We start from the raw sequence: 17,555 nt of genomic DNA, 5'->3' as shown, positions 1-17,555 counted from the left end.
CAGAGTATTTACACTCGTGTCACTTCATTACTTGGTCGCTACATAAACAGTATTGGTCGATTCACAATTTTGAAAGGGATTATAAAAGCTCACTACGTGGCATTCTACTGAAACGAATACTTGCCTCAATAAAGCAGTAAAAGTTTTGTCTTCAGGCTCATTCGACCACATTGCGAACACACCTTTATCTCGCAATTGTCTGGTCATTTTTTTTAGTTTTTCAGGCGTATAAAAACTGGCATTCGCGCTATTTAAAAATGCACTCGGAGAATGATCGATATCGAGTAAGATTGCATCGAAAATTTTATTGGCTTGCTCGGGGTCAAAACCCGATTCCTCTGCTACCGCCAGATCAAAAAAATTACCCAGAACAAAGCGACAACGTGGATCCTCGCTCAAGGTCTTACCAAGAGGTACCTTGCCATTGCGATGCCAAGAGATTACCGGCTCCAGTGCTTCAATGACCAACAATTCCTCCACGCGCCTATCTTGCAAGGCCGCTTCAGCGGTATGCCCTAAACCCAAACCACCGACTACAACTTTTAACTTATCACCTTCGATAGCGGCCAAGCCAAGTTCAGACAACGCTTCTTCGGCGCGTACAAACATGCTCGACATGAGAAATTCGTCGCCGAGTTTTACTTCATAAATATCCCGATCACCGAGCGCTGGAATTCGTCTGCGACGCAGCGAAATTTCGCCAAGTGGCGAAGCTTGACTATCAATTTCTTCGAACATTGCACTCATAAACGATCCGGTGGCGTAGATACTGAAGGGTAAATATCTTTCTCGAAATAAAAATCAATTCCAACCAAAAATAGCGAGTATTGTAACGAATTCTACTTATAAATACCCTTCTTCGCGAGAAGAGACAAAATACATTAAAGCAGAAAACGTTTGATTTTCTTGAGCGAGGCCTAGAATTATTTGCATTGCCTTCGTATAAACTGCGCATTCTAAAAAGAACGCAACGCTACTAATAGCGTTAGTAAACTCCAAGGGTGAATTATCCAATATGCTTTAGGTCTCTGATATGCAAAAATTACTTATATTTGATATTCAAACTCATAATAATGTTGCTGGTCTTCAATTTTTATTGTCATAGTTCCCGATAACCCAACTAGATCGCCGGCACCGGAATCGGGAACAACTTCTAACACCAAGCGGCTTTCGCCTTTATTCATGATGCCAAAATGTTGTAACACAAAACTTCCTGATCTTCCGTCCAGCGTTCCTTCCACTTGCTCTATTGCTACATAACCCGCAGAACCTGGTACCGTCGTCCTCGCGCTGATCATTTCTCCTTTGCTCTTAGCGTTTAGTTCACCATGAAAAGTTTTATCGATTGACAGCCTACTCAGTGTGATTTTATCAACACCTTGTACAGAGAATTCCAAAGGGTCGAGTGACACATCAAATTTTCCAGAAATTTTCATCTTATCCCCCATTAACTAGTTAGAGTTTATTTCGTTGAGTATCTGAGCCTGAATTTTCTTTGGCAATGAACGTCGGGCTTTTTCATATGACCAAGTGATTAGCTCTTTTAAATACGCATCAAAAATTGAATTCAAATTTACGACACTGACCCAATGAAAACGATGCATATAACGAGCGGGCTTAATGCCGCTTTGATCAGTTAGTTCAAGGAAACGTTCCGGGGTAACCCGAAAGCTGAAGCGCCATTTTTCGGGATCACTGGTTTTAAAATAGGCGAATTTCTTAGCTCCGACGGAATAACTCAAAATATTGGCCGGATCACCAACTTGCTTTTCTTCTACACCGGCAAAGGTCAGGCAAAACTTTTTGATTTTATTAACTGATTGCGTACTCACTTTGGACACTAAAACTACTTCTCCCCTTCAGACACTCGCCGCTCTAAGCTCGAAAGAATATTGGGTACGAAGCGCTCTGAATAACCAGAGAGGAAACACCACACCAATAACTTGCCAAAATCTTGAACTGAGCCAGGTCGGATACTCAATACGGTTTTGATATCGAGAACTGAGCTTGGATCCGTTTCAGGCCTGGTAAAATTTGGGAATAAATTACTCGTAAACAAGCCGCTACCGCCGTCGCCCGTTAAAATTCCCGCAAAAAATACGATATAGATTAATCCAGCCATAATTTGGCCGATCAGAATCGGCATTAACATCGCCCACCAAGATGTCGTTAAAAACTTAAGTTCGACTTCCTGAAGCTTTGGAAAGCGTCTAAACAGCGATGTTAAAGCACCGACACCGCCGATCAATAAGGCAAACAACAATGTCCCCATCACTTCTGTCATTAATGCAAAAATAATGACAAATGCGGTGGAAATACCAACAAGTAAGGTGAGCGTAATTCCCGCCCGAAACAACAACAATTTCTTTAGTTCAAGAGTATCCATAACCTTGCGCCCTTATTTTTATATGGCGGTAAGTCTATACGATTTCGGAAAGAATTTGTGGAGGACAAGAATTAATGCGACGCCATTATCAGTCTACTGACAATGGAACCACACAATCGAGTAAATTATAGTTTGAATTCGATTGGGGGTAGGTCTTTAGAGGTACTAGCAGTATCGGTGGATGTGTCTTCATTCTTTTCAGGTTCGAGTTCAAATGTAGACTTTTTAGTAAATGCTTCTGTGGGCTTTACACCAGCCCCACTTTCGCTCGACTCGCTTGTTTCGTTCGGATCTTTCGCACCGGCTGCAAGTTCAAAAGTGGGTTTTGCGCTTTCCTTGTTTTCACTGGGCGGATTTTTCTTCTTTAACTGCTCGACTAGCAATCTACATTTTTTCGCTTGTTCTTGCTTATGGGGGATATCGTCAAGTGCGTCTGCCATTAATTCATATGCTTCAACGAGACCTTTAAACTCCGGAAATTCTTTATGCAGACCATTAATCAGCTTAACCGCTGAGATCGAATCCCCATTTTTCTTACAAGCATTTGCTAATATGCAACGCAAATTAGCTGTATCAGGTTTGAATGTTGGCATTTGCTGCAAAACACGTTTATAAACAATCGTAAGTTGGTGATCTTGCTTTGAACGCACCAAAAAGCTTAAGTAACGTGTCGCGGATTCTTCGATAACTTGGGTTCTCTTCGATGCGTAGAGAAATTCAAAATACTGTTTATTAAACTCTTTATCATTCGGGTATTGTTTTAACGCTGTATCAAATAATTTCACAACATCGTTATATCGCCCTTCTTTCAAAGTAACATCGAGCTTAGCCGCGAGACGGTCTCGATCACTCCGATACGCTTTGCCATCTCCGAAATCTTCTCGCGCGGTAAACCCTAACTCGCCTTGATACTGAAAAATTGTATACCCCATTATGTGAAACATGACGATCATATAGTAATTGGATACTATCGATTGTAGTGAACTGGAAACTACCGTAAATTCGTAACCGATCAGTTCATTAATAACGCCTACAGATGCCGACATTACCAGGATAAATCCTAGAATTAGGCCGTAAGGAAGCCCAATCGAGGTAATAAGCTGAATGATGCTAAGCGGGTTTAAGGCTTCCAATAAATTATTTGTCATACCAAAAATAATAAAAACAGCCGGCAATGCAACCGCAAGTAAAAACACGAACAGCCCTGCGAATTGCGGACCTAAAAAACGATCTGCAGAATAAATAACGGCCCCCATAGCGAACACAATCACCAACAGTTTCGCTATCAGCGCAATTCCACCACCATAGGAATCTGAAATTTCTGGAGGCACCAATAAACCTTGAGCTGTGCTTTCTAAACACTTGAAACAATACTGAAGAAAAATGCCTGTCAGTATTAGATAGCCAATAAATGCAAACGGGATAAAGCCAACCACTGTAATCGCGAATGACATAAACACGATGAAAATAATAGTGCTCAGATTTAACGGATATTTAAAACTTTCTTCAAGACGCCGCCAAAAGGGTGCCGCTTCATTAACTGCGCCGAGATGTTCAACCGGCTGCGAACAGTGAAAGCAACTTTCCTCTTCGCGGCCACTTCCCTCGTCAATACATCGATCACAATTTAACGTAAAACAGTGGTTACAACGAAATGTCGCAGGCGATAAAGGGTGATATTTACAAGTGTCCATATTTACTCATGCGCCCCAGTTATACTGCTTTTAGAGAATCAGCGAATTGACTGTAGTTTCTCTTTTGTGCATCTAGCTTTAGTGATGAGGCAGCTTGAGCAAGCTTTCTTGCAAACAAGCCCAAATTGGGGTGCTGGCTTCCCCTCTCATGGAGTATCTTAAAAATCTCTTCCGCAGTATTAAAATGGTGCTCATTGGAAAAATTCATACCCAACTGAACAGCGATATCATCGTTCATACCGTTTTGCAGTTCGGGATTTTCTTTCCATACTTTCTCCATTTGAAATTTCTGCTCTGCTGAATTCCCTCTCGCACTTAGTATCTCCATTACTAGGTTTTTGTATTCTTTAGGCTTATCGATTTTTGATAAATTATATTTTAGGACAATCAATTCAAACCTGGATCCAAACTCTTCAATTAATAGCTGCACCTGTTTTTGTGCCGACTCAAACTGATAATTTCCAATTGCATCGTATACTTTTGCGAGTTTTCCTAGCATCGGGTCGACAGCTGACTGGTCGGACTCTACATATTCTTCATTAATTTTTTTCGGAGCAAAGATAAATGTCGCTGCCATTAATATCGACCCAGATATAAATCCACCGGCATGCGCCATAAAAGCCACGTTCGATTCCGTATCACTGAAAAAACTAAATAATTCTTTGCCGACATATATCGGTAGTATTAAAAGTGCGGGAGCGCGAAAATAACCGACAAATATAAAGAACCAATAAAAAAATTCTATTTTTTTAAATCGGAATATCCCTAGATACATTGCCATAACACCAGAAATAGATCCCGATGCACCGACTAAAGGCGTAGAGGAATCGGGACTTATCAATGCGTGAGCGAGCCCACCTACAACCCCGGTGATCAAATAAAACAACAGAAAACGCAAATGGCCTATTGCGGCCTCAACTGCAAAACCACAAACCACTAGGAAAAAGAGATTTCCTATAAGATGCATCAAATCACCATGCAGAAATTGATACGTCAAAGGAGAGATAAAATCTAAATCGTTGGGAAACAAACCGAAACGCCGAAAGCTCACCGAATCTAGCTCTTTATAGATCTCAGCTTTTGCATTTTTCCACTTAAAGTAATCTTCGTCTTTCTTAATTAGATCGGGCGCTTGCTCTTTTAAATATGACTGAAAAGGCTCATCAAAGAACATTGCTCCCGCAATATCCGAAAAATAGCCTTCTTCCATGTCTAGTTGATAGGTTTCAAGTAATTCCTCGTCACCTTGACCAACTAAAAATGATTCATAGAGAGGCCATTCGATATCAAACAGTTCGTTATGGTCGTAGGTATCGAAAGCTGATTGGAATTTTTGTGCGTCGCCAGATTGATAGAAAAAAAACACGAGGATATTAAGAAGAACTAGCGAGATAAGCACGACAGGAGCATGCTGCCAATCAAAACTTTTTTCTGTGGGGATAATGACCATAGTGCGTGCTCGAAGCTATATCCGTATGTTGACTACGACGATTGACGATATTCTTGGCTACCTCAACTGCGTATATAGAAATTAGCTAGTCCAGAAAGTAGCAGATATCAGGGTATTACCTGAGTTCAGTCTCTAAAAGTCTAGCATCTAGACTACGTTTTATTGACACAGGGGGGATGGGTGGTGGTTATTTGAGATAGATCAGATGCTTACAAGCAAACTTGGACATTAAGATAGAAAGGTAGGGTAAAGAACCGAGCGGCATTGTCTCTGGAAGAAATGGCTTGCCTGAGTCCTTATTTCAATTAAAGCAAGGCCCTTAAAGTTCTAACATTCGATGTTTCTACAATACTAATTTAAAAGCCGAGTCATATATACGCTATAAGGATCTTCCACATAATCAGCAAATGGTCCGCAATAGTTGAAACCAAAGCTCTCATAGAGTTTTCTTGCCGGTAAAAAAATTTCCATCGAGCCAGTTTCAAGACTCAGTTGCTCAATCCCCATTCGTTTCGACTCATTAATAATATGCTCTAGAATATTCGCGGCGACGCCTTTTCTTAAGTGTTGTGTAGCGGTGCGCATCGATTTTATTTCACCATGTCGGTCGCTCAATATTTTAAGCGCACCACAACCCAACAACTCTCGCTCGTCCCAAGCAGTCCAGAAATTTACTTCCGGTTGCTTTAATGCAGTTAGATCTAAAGCATGAACACTTTCAGGAGGCGAGTGTTCCGCCATAGAACTAAGATGCTCTTCAAGCAATGAAAAAACTTCTGGGCCAGTTAAATCATCAATTTTAATTTTCAAACGGTGGCACCTTTAAAAATAGTCTACGATTGACCCATCTACACAACGCTAATAATAGATCGATTTTTAACTGGTAAACCCTGAAATATTTTTAGATTATTCAGTTAACAATTTAGTAATTTTGTCTTGATCAGCATACTTTACATAATTTGTAATCGTCGTTGTGACATTCTGATTTGTCATAAGTTCTTGCATCGCCACCTGGCCGACAAGCTCAAACGCTTGTTCGATCGCACGTGGATTTGCACGATTCGCGGCCTGCAATTCCTTTGGGCAATCTTCCGTCATTAGCCTTGTTACTAGGGAACCAACAAATCGATCGCTTTCAGTCACATCCGCCGAAGTGGCGCTCGAATATTTGTTAATTTCTGGGTGTGCGGCAATCGCAAAAAATATCCATTTCGCAAGATTTTTTCTCTCTTTTCCATCTAAATGATCCACCAAACACGAGCCCAAATCATCCGAAAAAGCGACGGGATTAACCAAAACAGCCAAACTAATAACAAATACTCTTAGTATATTCTTCTTAATGCCTCCAATTTTTGGCGATAGTAAAATTAACAAATAAAAAATGCGCTGACATAGCGTTTTACCCGATATCGGCAAAAGTAAAAGCCAAAATGGCTCATTCGCTTATTAGCGCGATGGGGAACATAAATAGTCGATAAAAATCGAGATATAGCGGTAAATAATCTTTGCTTGCACAATCTCGACAACAACATAGATGCCCAAACTGCATTCTTCCCCATTCGCTTTGGGATAATATTAGTAGAACAGTACTAAAAAGGTGCTTTTATCCATGGGAACTTCATATTTATACACTAAAACACAATACGCGATTTTCAAACGCCTCGTCACCCAGAATAAAATCATAGCGGCCAATATCTTTAAAGCCATATTTCTTATAGAAATCGATAGATTTATTTTCTACCCAGCTGTGTAACCAGAATTTTTCTCCATAACGCTTTCTTACTTCAGATAACAAACTAGCGCCGATACCTTTTCCCTGAAAGGGGCTTTGCACATAAAGCTTGTCAATCTCAAAACCGTTACTCTGATCATCATAGAATGATTCAAAATTAAGAAGCACATAGCCGCGAAGATAGTCATCTTCAACACAAACTAATAATTTGTATTTCGATTCAGATAAAATATCTTGGAATTTTTCTTCAGTAAATGTAGCAATAGCATAGCGCGAGGCATCAGAATAAATGCCATTAAGAGCATAGGTACTGAACCACACTTCTAGCGATAAGGCCGCAAGATTTATACAGTCCTTCTCAAGTGCCTCGCGGATCATGAGCTTTGAGAATTTGACGGCTGACCATAAGACCATGGGTAGCCGTCCGGATCAGTGAATGTGAATTTACGCTCTCCCCAAGGCTTCTCACTGATATCACCCACCTTCACACCAAGCACTCGTAAACGCTCATGTTCAGCAACGATATCATCGACTTCAACTTCAACATGCATTCCTCCAGCATACTGGCGCTCAGGAACAGGTCTACTTTCCGCCATCAAAACTAAATAACCTGTACCGAAGAAAAAGCCCGCCACTTCTGGCAGATCAGTATTTAATTTCCAACCCAGAGTTTCCTGATAAAATTTTTTGCTATTTTCAAAATTAGAAACATAGGCTTCTATATAAAAAATACCTTTCGCCATCATTTGAAGAATTCCTCACCCAAATTATTCTTTTATCCAATGCAAAACTAAATATCTTTCTGTTCCGTGCCCTCTCCTGGCGTAATAAATAGCAACTTCGTTTTCTCGCTAATTTTCGCTGTGTGCCAGGTATTTCTGGGCACTACAACATAAGCTCCTTCGTCTTGCAGGATTACTGATTTATCCTCCGCGCCGATTTGCAATATAAAAGTCGCTTTACCGCGCAGCAAAATCACAACCTCATCACCGTTCGGGTGGATTTCCCAGGTCGGCCAATCGCAATCAAATTCATAGCTAGAGATCAACTCACAGTTTTTGAATCCACCATAAGATTTATCAATCCTTTCGTACAATGCTGAATTTGCAACTTCTATATGTGCATTTTTGTCTGAATCCAAAACCACAAATTCTCTATCCAATGACGAAGTTAATTTTGACATATAAACACCTCGTCTAGGCTTACAGCGCTCATCGACTTTTCCAAATATTTGCAACTGCCTTATCGCTCCCTAAAAACCCAACAATTTCACACACCACGCCCACAGCTAGAAAAACTAGAATTGGGACGACGCCTCCATATTGACCAGTATTCACAGTAACTATGAGTGAAATTGTCGAGATCATTAAGAACAAAGCGCCAACCGCTTTTAATATCGTCCGATGTGATTCTTTATACGAGTAGGAATCTTGCCCAGATTCAAAATAATTGAGGATAGGAAAGGTAATTTTTATCAGTAGGTTTTTCATAGTTTATTTCTTTAATCTAAATTATCATTTTTTTAGTTGCTGAATGTTGCAGATAGCTTATCGGGTCAGTCTCCTCATATGCCACGATTGAGGATAAACCGCGAAATACATTTACTCCCAATTACTTGAATTTACTCATAAACGCATAACACTCCAACCTATATAGCTTGGGCAAACTTGTTACTATTATTTTATTGCGTTTTAAGTTTCGCGAGTTCGGTCAAATTTTTCCGAGGAGCAGAACTGTGATTGATAGAATCTGATTGTTCGGCCGCTTTTTTGAATTGAACTTCGGCTGCATCATATTCACCTAACTGCATCAGCACCCAACCGTAATTATTTTGGTACAAGGCGTTGCCCGGCTCTACCGTCAACATTTCTTCATAAGCTTCTTTTGCCTTGGTAAGTGACTCAATTCCAGCTGCGACATCTTCACTAGCAATAAGAGCCACACCGGTCCTCGATGCCTCAATAGCATATTCAAGTTTTTCTTCACATCCCATTGCTAACAAAAGCACGCTAAGTATAAATATTTTCTTGATCATGGTTATCTCTCGTAGTTACAAAGTAATGTTAGTTCGTCCAGTCACGAAATGGTGCTACTGCCGCGATTTATTAGCGTTTTTAAATATAAATACCATAAGAGCTGCCGACAATAAAATAATTGCGATACACGCGATTAAGAGTGCATTGTATATTCGGTAGATTGCTTCACTACTGTGATCAATTATTGAGTTTGCGTAATACCCCATTGAGATATATCTCGTGATAAGGTCTTCCGCATTCTCATTTCTGTAATTTTCTGGGTTAAGCCCCTCTACTCTTGCTAGGGCACCAACGTAGGAATCAGCCACATAATCAGATGAATAAACCAAATATGCCGCCAAGAAAACCGACATAAATAAAATTAATATTGCGATTATTTTTGATTTCATATTGCAACTCTAACGCCCAAAGCACAAGTGACCGACAGCGAGTCCAGCCCGCTTTTTTTAAGCGTTTGCGCCTTTATTTATTATCTGTTTTTTATGGTTTTGAGAAACACTCTTGAAAAGTTTCAAATTGTTTACAGTATTCAAATATTCTTTTTAGTAGCCAAATATGTGTGATTTTACTGGGCTCTCTAGAGCTCGGTATCGAAGCACATGATATTGATATCCCTTCAAGAACTATACTTTCACTCGCTTTATAAATGTGACCTTCAAAATCATAACACCCTCGCTCTATTCCAGGATCCGAAGGTGGTGCTGCAAAAATATTCAACGATCTAAGCAACTTCTCCTCTTTCGGACTCATTGGTTCAACCTGCGATTGGGCAGGATTAGTGGACAAGGCAGCTAGAAAAAAGATAAATAGTTTTTTATTCATGGTTTATATTACCCACGGTGGTGTGACCCACAAACCGCGTTTTTCTGCAATTAATGCGCGCTTGGTGTGTTTGTTAGGCGTATATACTACACATTTGAATGTGATTGCTACTCCACACATTTTTTTGGAGAAAGATACCATTCAATGAAGTCATAAAATGTTTCCCATGATGGTTTGGGATCTTTAATAAATACTTCTCTTTCGCTTAAAGAAAAGTCATATACCGACCTTGTTTTCTTTGAATATAAATAACAACCTTCGCCCTCACACGTAGTGATGCAGACGAACTCAGGCGGAACTTTCCAAACTTCATGGACAAAGTTTGTACCGACTGCCACCTGAGATGAGGGCTCAGAAACATCAGACAACTCCTCATATGAAGATTCACTGTGTAAATTTATTACACATACAGATTTATAGAATTCAAAAAACTCACTTGACGGTTCAATTCCCAATTTGAGCATTTCTAATTTTGCTAATTCAACATCGCTTCGGTTGAAATTAAATGCTTGATTTGAGAGTAATACTTCGATCTTACTTGGAATCATGGCATCGACTCTGCGTTACGCCTAACGCCTCGAACAGTCGTGGGTTTTTTACATCGCTGTTTGATTTGTTAAATCATTTTTCATAGTGATACCTGCAAGAAATTATTGTTATTTGTTTTTTGTCGATCGTGTAAACCAATCTGTTGGTATCGTCAATTCGCCTAGACCAAAAGCCTGCTAAATTTTCTTTCAATGGTTCCGGTTTTCCGATACCTTCGAAAGGACTGCTTTGCGCATCAAGTATTAATTTATTGATGCGCTTAAGAGTTTTCTTGTCCTGGCTTTGCCAATACACATAATCGACCCAAGCTTCTTTGGTCCAGGTTAGAAGTTCAATCATCAGTCAGATTACGCTTCTGAACTTTGCCCGCTCGATATTGTTTAATGGACTTATTCAAGTGCGCGGCATTCGCTGGGCTTTTTAGTAAATGAACAGTTTCCATGAGCCCATTAAACTGGTCGAGAGACATCACTACAGCGTCATCTGCATCCCGGCGAGAGATAATGGTGTAGTCAGCATCGCTAACCACTTGATCTAAAACACTTTTTAGGTGGTTTCGGGCATCAGAAAAATTTACAACTTTCATTGGGGTTCGACCTACTTGTACAGAATGTAGCCCAAGTATAACTTGTTCAATAAATTGTGCAAGTAGTGGGTGTGACGAGGATTTAACGCCCAAAGCACGGGAAAATTTGTAGCGCAGCGGAAAAATTTTCCCGGTGCCTGCGATTGTTAGGAGTATTTTTCGAATTCATCTTGCTACTCTTTGGATAACCATATGTCTCGGTTATCTGCTTCAGATAGGCGTGGGACACGTCCAATTTTTGCGAAAACTAAAAAGCACACCAATGTACCTACAATGGGAATTACCCACATAGGTAAAATAAGTTGTTTTTTTATGATTGGTTCGATTCCTTCGTGCTTCTTTACTCTGATAGTTAAAATAGCTGCGGGAACAAACCATAAAATGGAAACTAGCAAAGCACAAATAATATAGACCGAGATATTTTCCATGTTATTGTGAACTCCTAACGCCCACGCCAGGGGCTGCCGAAGTGAAACGTAGGCAGTCCCGTCGCGCTTTTTGCGGCACGCTGCGCGTGTTTGTTATATGGAATAACTATTGATGATGCGTTCATATTCTTCTCGAGCATCATCGTCTATTTTTACGAAGGTAGACTCTGCCCAATGTGTGTTTGAGCCGCGCTTCTTAACGCCAGAAACCCAATATTCTTCGCCAGTAGCTTCATCCATGTGGTTCCCAGATATTCCGCCACCCTTCATTCGATTTAAGACTTTATTTTTGTAGTAAACAGTTTTACCCGTTTTGGAGAAGGTTACCCACCCAATATGCGCAGCGAATTCGTCAATGCAGCCTTCTTTATTCTCGACATACATTACTCGCTTACTTTCTCCGCGGGTTAATTGATTTTCCATGCTGCATCCATATAACGCCGCCAGCAGGGGCTTTTGTGAAGCGCAGCGGAACAAAAGCCCCTGGCCACGTTTTTTGTGGCCACCTGGCTGGCTTTGTTATAGGAACATTTTACATTGTTTTTTTTCATTACTTATTTTTACATTGCCATTATTTATATTTATAACAATATTACGACCTAATACGTCATTTAAATATAATGAATTATCTGCCTGGAAGATGGCCTCATCCCAACATATCCAAGGCTTTTCAGGCGTGCACCAATCAGTTGATTCATATTTCTCACGCGCTGATTCTAACTCTTTTGAAGAGAGGACATCTTCACCACTAATGGTATAAATTAATTCGCCATCTTTATTGTAGATTTCAATTTTATCTGATTGAGTGTCTGTAAAGGATTCACCCAATACAAGCAAATTACCTGTGTCGCTAAGGTACAAATCAGTACTTGGGCCAGTGGCCCGCTTTATTTTACCTGTGTTAATAAAATCTTCTTTGCTCTTATGGTATTGATTTATCCCATCAATATCACCAATAGCTAGATATTTTTTATCCCAACTTTCAGCGTATTTTGTTTCAACCTTCCAATTATAAAATACGCCCTTAGGACATTTACCTAGAGGTTCTTGGGCAAGAGCGATGTTTGAAAAAATTAGCAGTAAAAAGCAAATTCTGTTCATTGCTACTACCTATAACGCTTTGCTAAGGGGCAACCGAAACGCAGTGTAGGTTGTCCCGCGGAGGCCACGCCTTTTGTGGCCGGAGTGTACTTGAGTAACTTGTTATGCTTTTAGAGCTCGTTGAAATATGAGCTTTCAGGATCTTTCTCTAGATGGCTTGAAATCGTATCCCAGTTTCCTGACTCAACTACACCAGCAATGTGCTTTTTATGTGCATCTTCTGAATCCCAGTTTTCTACAAGCGTAAATACATTGTTATTTTTACTATCAGAAAAAATATGGATTCCATTACAGCCTTCGACAGATGGTAGATCGATTTTTACAGAATTAAGAATATTTACAAAATCAGATATTTTTTCAGGCTTTACAGTAAATGTGATTATTACATTGGTTGTCATAATTTATCCTTAAGTTAAATACTGGTTTATTGATGAGCATAACGCCAAGGTTTGGGGCCCGACGCCAGGAGCGTCCCGCCGCGTTTAGCGGCATACAACACCGCCTTGTTACGTGTACTTAGTTTGTATTTCATTTAGGGCACCGTTACTGCCGATACGTACAAAAAAAAAACTCGAAACTACCGCGATTGTTTTACTTTAGCAAGCTACCGATTAGAACGGTATTGCTGAAAAAAGTACTTGCGATGAACTTTACTGAGCCGCTAACTACGATACTTATAGAATGAAATTCTTAACCTTGCTCCGTGGCTTATTTACCCAGCGATAGGGTTTGGGTTACTACCTTATTCTCGAGCATCTTTTGTAACTTAAAGAATGCACATTTATTTTTTGCGGCGACACTAAATTATAATTTTTTATACACGTAACGTTCAAGTAATGCGGCCAATTGGAGTTGCGTAGTGAAACGAAGCAACGGAAATAGGGTCGCATTGACTTGCTTGTTAGGCTTTTTTAGCCGCATTCGATTTTACTCCAGGCTTCTAGAATACTTTGAATTTCTTCGTCAATCGGATTTTCTGGAATGTATTTTTCTTTTACCGACTGGCGGTACTTGTGAATAATTTTATGTATTTCACATGCTTCGGTCTTCATTACCGAATAAGACTCAATTGGTTCCAGGTTATAAACGAGTGAACTAGAAAGCGATAACACCTCTTCTCGAGCCTTATCAAATTCACCTTTATCTAGATGCTCTAAAACTATTTGCGTAAAAGAGAGGTTTTGTAAACGATCTTCCTCGCGTTGTTGATCCAATACATTCAAAAATATATTCTTACCAAAATAGCTCCCGAGGAGACCGGAAACGATGGCTGTAAATAAGAATAAAAATAACAAAATAATTTTGTTCATGCGAATTGAAGCCTAACGCCCGCAGCACGGGAAAATTTGGAGCGCAGCGGAAAAATTTTCCCTGTGCCTGCGTTTGTTATGTGTTTTTCTCATTTTTTATAGGGGTAAGATCAAAGGCCAACGTAATACCTATATTTTCAAGGTTTTTTTCACATTTGCTTAAAGTAGATTTTAAATAGGAGGATCTCTTTATTATCTTACTCCGCCATCTTTCCCAATTTTTCTCGATTCCTCCCTCGACGGCTCCTGAAGATGCGGATGGCGCATCATCATAGCCATACTCAAACCCACACGAACACATTTGAAACGAAGGGCGACCTTCGCTGTCATATGCCGGCGAAGCAAGTTCTGCGCTACCGCAAACAGGACAAATATGAGTACCTTCTTTATTTTCAAAAAGAGAAAAATACTCACCTAGCTCAGTTACACAATGATATTCTTTCATTTACACATAACGCCCCAACAAGCGGCGAGAGGAGCAACGCGGAACGAGTCCAGCATTAATTGCGCCTTTTGCAATTAATGCGCGCTTGGTTGGTTTGTTATGACTGAAGTGACTGCCAATATTGGCCAAGCTGCCCCCTATTTACGAAATTTGATTTATTAAGGCCTGCTGAATTCTCTCCAGAACTTATTTGGCTAGCTGATAAGATGGCATCAGCTTCCACTTCCTTTGGAATATACCATTCGGCTATTTGATAATAATAGGGAAGCATATAAGCTAGCTCTGAGTCAATTTGCTCCGAGGTAATGAGTTTATTTAAATGCTCTAAGGTTGATGCTACGGCCTGAACATTTAAATCTTTTAATCCGCTCAAAGGCGCTGGCTCACAAGTTTGATACCACAAGAAAAATACGGCTCTTTTCAAGGCTTCGATATTTCCTTCTAGAGCCAGTTGAGAATAATGCTCAAAGATTTTTTGCCACTTTTTATAGATACCATTCTCATCAAGAAATTTTTCTCTATCATTAAAGTGCCCACCTTGGGGCATTTTCGCCAAAAGGTCTTCTTCCATTTTTGTGAGTGCATCGATATTCATGAGTCATAACGCCCAAAGCATGCGAAAACGGAGCAACGCGTAGGTTTTCGCATGGCTTTGCTTGTTACGTGTTTATTGCAATAAAAAACCATAATCTTTAATGCTTGCTTCTTTAGTGTATTGGCCGGTTTGATTATTTAAGACAGCAAGGTCATTTATAAAATTTAGTTGGCTATCTTTATACTTAACTACAATACCTGGTACATAGCTGGCAGGAGATTTTTCCCAGCCTTTTTGATTTGCATACAACCAAAAGCGTAAACTCTCAAAGCTCTCTGTGCCAATGTTAATTTTAAACTCCCTTTCTGCGCCCATCGTAGAGTGAATTTTGACGGAGTAACTCTTAACCCCGTCAAGATCATTTACGACTTCTTGCTTACATGCAACCGAGAAAAATACAATAAATATATAAACAACGTTTTTCATACGATTACACGTAACGCCCAAAGCACCCGAATTGCGGGCGTTTTAATGGCTTGTTTTTCAAAGCCATTGCCCGCAGTTTCGGGTGGCTTTGTTTGTTAACTACCAATTACCTCATTGTATTTATAAGTAACACTAAGACGCCGCCAAAATGGGAAAAATATAAGGCCGGTTGTGCTGTCAGCTTGCCACTCACCTTCATGTAAATACTCCACTATCCATTTGTAGTCCATCCCGCCACGCGAATATATTTTAAGGCGACATTCTTTGCTTAAGCCAAATGCGAAACAATTTAGAGCTTCGTCTTCAGATGCAAATTCTTCATGCCACCCATCGTATCCTACAGTATAATCATCTGTACTTTCATATAGAGAAACTGTAAATCCATTTGGTGGAGTGACTGAAATAGAACCTTCTTCCTCTTTAGAAATAAGCGAAGGGTATTTTCGCAATTTTTCTTTTATTTTATCGATGGTGCTCATAGCTTGATGTGTAGTTAACGCCTAAAGCACAGGAAAATTGATGTGTAGCGAAAGCGAAACATTAAATTTTCCTGTGCCTTTAATTGTTAGGTTTTCTGATTAATTTCAAACCACGAGCAACTGCAAGATCTAATAAATGACTTACTCCACCTTGGTTTTTGCAAAAAATATACGCAGTAAAGTCCCAGGTGATACTAAAAATTGCATTTACACTTGGGATTAAAAGTGGCCTCATAAAAAAATGATGATCAGTGAGGTCTTCTATAAGTTGAGTTCTTGAGCGAACACTCTTGATACCCCCTCTCCCATAGAATATTCCGTATACCTCATATTCTCTGACAATATCAGCTGCTAACCCATAAAATAGTTTGTATCGTTCACGTTCCTCTTTATCTGAACAGTCAAACTTGATCTGATTCTCTTTATCTTCAATGTCCTTATACCATTTATCCCATAATGAAATTGGCAGTTTAATTATTGAATTATCGTCATGTAATTCATCAAGATAGAAAGTAGGGAACAATTTCCTAAGTTCACTTTCTTCCTTTTTGGATATATGTTTGAACGCACGCATTTATAAACCTAACGCCTTTATTACCGGAAAATTTGCATAGCGAGTGAAACGAGTGACGCAAAATTTTCCGGTAAATATACTTGTTATAGCCGCGACAGTTTGCAGCTAATTTAAAACACGTACCGGAGCCACTGCGAAGGCAATTTTGCTAGTGGCACCCCTCGGAACGCGAACGAATAAATAATGCTGAAACTTACCACAATTTTAAACACCAGCGAACGAACAAAAAGATGTTTAAGGTGCCGCGCTGCTAATTGCTGATTACCTGAAAGAACACCGTACTTATTTTTATACTACGTACTCAATCGATTGCTGTTTAAAACACTTATCGCGAAGAAAATTAATTCTTTAACCCTAGAGCGCAATAACGCCGCCAGCATGGGCGAGCAACTTGTTGCGAGTCCAGCGTAGCGACATGGCTGGCCTTGTTAGGTACTCCGGTGTAAATATTTTGGCCCAATATTGATATGAAGCAATTGATTAAGCACATGGCTCCAGACCACCAAAAGTTGCTTGCTGTTATAAAAAAATTCCGTTTCGGATAATTGGTCTTGCCTATAAAATTTATTAACGTCATCGGGTTTACCAAAACGGTTGGATATACTTTCAGCGCCTTTAAAGACCAATGGAGTAAGTGCACCTTGAAACAGACCAAATTGTACAATTTGATTTTTTGAAACTCGAAAATTAATGCCACCTTTTGTTTGTACCCAGCCTTCATTGTTGGTTAAGAGGTGAAATTTATGCTTAAGAGGCAATATATCAAATTCCAGTTGTTCTTTAATTGGTATATCTAGCCTCGTAGTATTCAAAACAGTATCAAATTGGATTTTGTCGATTGAATCACCAAGCATACATTGCCTAAGACTTATTTCCTCAGCCTTCCAATCTGAATTATCCAGTTCGTCCAAATTACTTGAGATTTCCATCATTCTTGGTGTG

General features: G+C 39.8%; 29 protein-coding genes. All 29 read right to left on the bottom strand.

Translation table 11 applies throughout. From position 1 onward, the window contains the following. Positions 1-27 precede the first annotated feature (27 nt). Positions 28-747 (bottom strand): polyamine aminopropyltransferase, encoded by a 720-nt coding sequence (locus ACYUCY_RS01560; protein WP_460224681.1) that lies wholly within the window; start codon positions 745-747, stop codon positions 28-30. A 299-nt stretch (positions 748-1,046) separates the two neighbouring features. Beyond that, a complete protein-coding gene (locus tag ACYUCY_RS01555) occupies positions 1,047-1,436 on the bottom strand; it encodes a DUF3224 domain-containing protein (protein WP_460224680.1) in 390 nt (129 codons plus the stop codon). Positions 1,437-1,451: 15 nt separating this feature from the next. After that, a complete protein-coding gene (locus tag ACYUCY_RS01550; RefSeq protein WP_460224679.1) occupies positions 1,452-1,832 on the bottom strand; it encodes an MmcQ/YjbR family DNA-binding protein in 381 nt (126 codons plus the stop codon). A gap of 14 nt (positions 1,833-1,846) precedes the next feature. Next, entirely contained in the window at positions 1,847-2,386 is a 540-nt protein-coding gene (locus ACYUCY_RS01545) for a hypothetical protein (RefSeq protein WP_460224678.1), read from the bottom strand. Positions 2,387-2,511: 125 nt separating this feature from the next. After that, complete coding sequence (locus tag ACYUCY_RS01540; protein ID WP_460224677.1) at positions 2,512-4,080, bottom strand: hypothetical protein; 1,569 nt, start codon at positions 4,078-4,080, stop codon at positions 2,512-2,514. Between the two features lie 19 nt (positions 4,081-4,099). Then, positions 4,100-5,530: a rhomboid family intramembrane serine protease gene (locus ACYUCY_RS01535; protein ID WP_460224676.1), complete on the bottom strand. Its 1,431-nt coding sequence runs from the start codon at positions 5,528-5,530 to the stop codon at positions 4,100-4,102. 351 nt (positions 5,531-5,881) lie between these two features. Then, positions 5,882-6,340 carry a GNAT family N-acetyltransferase gene (locus tag ACYUCY_RS01530; RefSeq protein WP_460224675.1) on the bottom strand — a complete coding sequence of 153 codons (459 nt, stop codon included), beginning with the start codon at positions 6,338-6,340 and terminating at the stop codon, positions 5,882-5,884. A 96-nt stretch (positions 6,341-6,436) separates the two neighbouring features. Then, a complete protein-coding gene (locus ACYUCY_RS01525) occupies positions 6,437-6,835 on the bottom strand; it encodes a hypothetical protein (RefSeq protein WP_460224674.1) in 399 nt (132 codons plus the stop codon). 319 nt (positions 6,836-7,154) lie between these two features. Next, positions 7,155-7,676, bottom strand: a complete 522-nt coding sequence (locus ACYUCY_RS01520) for a GNAT family N-acetyltransferase (RefSeq protein ID WP_460224673.1) — start codon at positions 7,674-7,676, stop codon at positions 7,155-7,157. Beyond that, positions 7,637-8,008 carry a VOC family protein gene (locus tag ACYUCY_RS01515; protein ID WP_460224672.1) on the bottom strand — a complete coding sequence of 124 codons (372 nt, stop codon included), beginning with the start codon at positions 8,006-8,008 and terminating at the stop codon, positions 7,637-7,639. The genes ACYUCY_RS01520 and ACYUCY_RS01515 overlap by 40 nt, the downstream gene beginning before the upstream one ends. A 44-nt stretch (positions 8,009-8,052) precedes the next feature. Next, positions 8,053-8,445 (bottom strand): cupin domain-containing protein, encoded by a 393-nt coding sequence (locus ACYUCY_RS01510; protein WP_460224671.1) that lies wholly within the window; start codon positions 8,443-8,445, stop codon positions 8,053-8,055. Positions 8,446-8,473: 28 nt separating this feature from the next. Further along, complete coding sequence (locus ACYUCY_RS01505) at positions 8,474-8,752, bottom strand: hypothetical protein (protein ID WP_460224670.1); 279 nt, start codon at positions 8,750-8,752, stop codon at positions 8,474-8,476. A gap of 191 nt (positions 8,753-8,943) precedes the next feature. Continuing rightward, positions 8,944-9,297: a tetratricopeptide repeat protein gene (locus ACYUCY_RS01500; RefSeq protein ID WP_460224669.1), complete on the bottom strand. Its 354-nt coding sequence runs from the start codon at positions 9,295-9,297 to the stop codon at positions 8,944-8,946. A 54-nt stretch (positions 9,298-9,351) separates the two neighbouring features. Beyond that, on the bottom strand, positions 9,352-9,687 hold the full coding sequence (locus tag ACYUCY_RS01495; protein ID WP_460224668.1) for a hypothetical protein: 336 nt from the start codon (positions 9,685-9,687) through the stop codon (positions 9,352-9,354). Between the two features lie 91 nt (positions 9,688-9,778). Continuing rightward, positions 9,779-10,120, bottom strand: a complete 342-nt coding sequence (locus ACYUCY_RS01490; protein ID WP_460224667.1) for a hypothetical protein — start codon at positions 10,118-10,120, stop codon at positions 9,779-9,781. A 107-nt stretch (positions 10,121-10,227) separates the two neighbouring features. Next, entirely contained in the window at positions 10,228-10,668 is a 441-nt protein-coding gene (locus ACYUCY_RS01485; protein ID WP_460224666.1) for a hypothetical protein, read from the bottom strand. 73 nt (positions 10,669-10,741) lie between these two features. Beyond that, the gene (locus tag ACYUCY_RS01480; RefSeq protein ID WP_460224665.1) at positions 10,742-11,008 is read right to left on the bottom strand and encodes a Txe/YoeB family addiction module toxin; all 267 of its coding nucleotides are present in this window, start codon (positions 11,006-11,008) and stop codon (positions 10,742-10,744) included. After that, entirely contained in the window at positions 11,001-11,255 is a 255-nt protein-coding gene (locus ACYUCY_RS01475) for a type II toxin-antitoxin system Phd/YefM family antitoxin (protein WP_460224664.1), read from the bottom strand. The genes ACYUCY_RS01480 and ACYUCY_RS01475 overlap by 8 nt, the downstream gene beginning before the upstream one ends. Before the next feature lie 173 nt (positions 11,256-11,428). Continuing rightward, the gene (locus ACYUCY_RS01470; protein WP_460224663.1) at positions 11,429-11,683 is read right to left on the bottom strand and encodes a hypothetical protein; all 255 of its coding nucleotides are present in this window, start codon (positions 11,681-11,683) and stop codon (positions 11,429-11,431) included. A 93-nt stretch (positions 11,684-11,776) separates the two neighbouring features. Beyond that, positions 11,777-12,106: a hypothetical protein gene (locus ACYUCY_RS01465; RefSeq protein WP_460224662.1), complete on the bottom strand. Its 330-nt coding sequence runs from the start codon at positions 12,104-12,106 to the stop codon at positions 11,777-11,779. A 96-nt stretch (positions 12,107-12,202) separates the two neighbouring features. After that, positions 12,203-12,784, bottom strand: coding sequence for a hypothetical protein (locus ACYUCY_RS01460; protein WP_460224661.1), 582 nt, complete (start codon positions 12,782-12,784; stop codon positions 12,203-12,205). A 110-nt stretch (positions 12,785-12,894) separates the two neighbouring features. After that, complete coding sequence (locus ACYUCY_RS01455; RefSeq protein WP_460224660.1) at positions 12,895-13,182, bottom strand: putative quinol monooxygenase; 288 nt, start codon at positions 13,180-13,182, stop codon at positions 12,895-12,897. Between the two features lie 513 nt (positions 13,183-13,695). Next, complete coding sequence (locus tag ACYUCY_RS01450) at positions 13,696-14,094, bottom strand: hypothetical protein (protein WP_460224659.1); 399 nt, start codon at positions 14,092-14,094, stop codon at positions 13,696-13,698. A 76-nt stretch (positions 14,095-14,170) separates the two neighbouring features. Further along, positions 14,171-14,539: a hypothetical protein gene (locus tag ACYUCY_RS01445; RefSeq protein ID WP_460224658.1), complete on the bottom strand. Its 369-nt coding sequence runs from the start codon at positions 14,537-14,539 to the stop codon at positions 14,171-14,173. Positions 14,540-14,636: 97 nt separating this feature from the next. Then, on the bottom strand, positions 14,637-15,134 hold the full coding sequence (locus ACYUCY_RS01440; protein WP_460224657.1) for a hypothetical protein: 498 nt from the start codon (positions 15,132-15,134) through the stop codon (positions 14,637-14,639). Positions 15,135-15,206: 72 nt separating this feature from the next. After that, complete coding sequence (locus tag ACYUCY_RS01435) at positions 15,207-15,560, bottom strand: hypothetical protein (RefSeq protein WP_460224656.1); 354 nt, start codon at positions 15,558-15,560, stop codon at positions 15,207-15,209. 95 nt (positions 15,561-15,655) lie between these two features. Further along, positions 15,656-16,039, bottom strand: coding sequence for a hypothetical protein (locus tag ACYUCY_RS01430; protein ID WP_460224655.1), 384 nt, complete (start codon positions 16,037-16,039; stop codon positions 15,656-15,658). 79 nt (positions 16,040-16,118) lie between these two features. Further along, positions 16,119-16,613, bottom strand: a complete 495-nt coding sequence (locus ACYUCY_RS01425; protein WP_460224654.1) for a hypothetical protein — start codon at positions 16,611-16,613, stop codon at positions 16,119-16,121. A gap of 428 nt (positions 16,614-17,041) precedes the next feature. Next, positions 17,042-17,545: a hypothetical protein gene (locus ACYUCY_RS01420; RefSeq protein ID WP_460224653.1), complete on the bottom strand. Its 504-nt coding sequence runs from the start codon at positions 17,543-17,545 to the stop codon at positions 17,042-17,044. Between the last annotated feature and the right edge of the window lie 10 nt (positions 17,546-17,555).

The organism is Aurantivibrio infirmus, assembly GCF_054767315.1.
Note: the sequence above shows the minus strand (reverse complement) of the source record. Positions and strands in the feature narration are given on the sequence as shown.